We start from the raw sequence: 598 nt of genomic DNA, 5'->3' as shown, positions 1-598 counted from the left end.
GTCTTCGTATCCTCAAGCCAACCAGTTGTCGTCCCGATACCCGACGACACCTACTCGAAGGTTCAGCAGTTCGCCCGCACGGCACGGGTCTCATGGACCGATTCCCTGATCGCGCTGTGGGGGGTCTACACCGCTCTGGTCGACGGTCGTGACCGCGTAGCGGTCCGGGTTCCTCTGATGATGCGCGACGATCGCGAATCACTGAAAACACCAAGCGCGATCTCAAGGGCAATCCCGGTCGTCACCGAGATCAGCCCGTACCACATCTTTGCCGATGTCCTTGAGCCCGTCGCGGACCAGTTGAAGACTTCCCGGCGTCACGCAACGGCCGAAGATCACCAAATCGCCCGTTTGTGGCCGAATGGCCAAGCATCGTATCTCGCACTCCCGACGATCAACATCAGACTCTTCGAATCAATGCCGCGCCTGGGCGACATCGACGCGATCCCTGAAACGATCAGCACCGGCCCGGTCGGATCACTCGACCTCGCGATCTACCGCCACCCCGACACCGGAATCCGGCTAGAGCTGTCCACAGGATCCGCCACGAGCGATCCGCTCTTGCATGCCGAACAATTCAGCCGTTTCCTCAACGCCG

General features: G+C 60.7%; 1 protein-coding gene. It reads left to right on the top strand.

Annotation, left to right across the window (positions count from 1 at the left end):
* Nucleotides 1-598: hypothetical protein (locus GFH49_RS01725; RefSeq protein WP_155053936.1), on the top strand; the 598-nt coding region annotated here is incomplete at both ends.

Origin of the sequence: Streptomyces blattellae, assembly GCF_009709555.1 — a bacterium.
Taxonomy (GTDB): Bacteria; Actinomycetota; Actinomycetes; order Streptomycetales; family Streptomycetaceae; genus Streptomyces; species Streptomyces blattellae.
This window is presented reverse-complemented; position numbering and strand designations above follow the sequence as displayed.